Origin of the sequence: Nitrosospira sp. NpAV (assembly GCF_000832065.1) — a bacterium.
In the GTDB taxonomy this organism is placed as follows: domain Bacteria; phylum Pseudomonadota; class Gammaproteobacteria; order Burkholderiales; family Nitrosomonadaceae; genus Nitrosospira.
The window spans coordinates 1-319 of record NZ_JXQM01000253.1 but is presented as its reverse complement, the minus strand read 5'-3'; the positions used below and the strand labels follow the sequence as shown (position 1 = coordinate 319).

1 protein-coding gene is annotated in these 319 nt (G+C 52.0%); it reads right to left on the bottom strand.

Annotation, left to right across the window (positions count from 1 at the left end):
- Positions 1-20 precede the first annotated feature (20 nt).
- The coding region (locus SQ11_RS16035) for a helix-turn-helix domain-containing protein (protein ID WP_232298061.1) at positions 21-319 on the bottom strand (299 nt) is incomplete at its 5' end.

Sequence of the window (319 nt, the reverse complement as noted above, 5' to 3'; positions counted from 1 at the left end):
GTGCAGGGTTTTTTATAAACTCAACCCGCATCGACAAGCGTTAGATCCGGCGTGGCTTCTATCCATTGCCGAATCTGCGCTTCCTTGTGCGCAATGCGGGATCTCCGATAACCTCCCCTCTGCAAGCTATGGCGCTGGGCTTCTTCTTTCCATCGCTTGCGTACCTGATGCACCCACATGCGACTCACCTCAAAGCGCCGGGCAATTGCCGTTGGACCTTCGCCACGATCCAACGCACCCAGGATGCGATCTCGAAGATCTTGTGAATAGGCATGCATAACCTTCCCCATCAGTTGTGATAGAAAATAGTCTATTACAT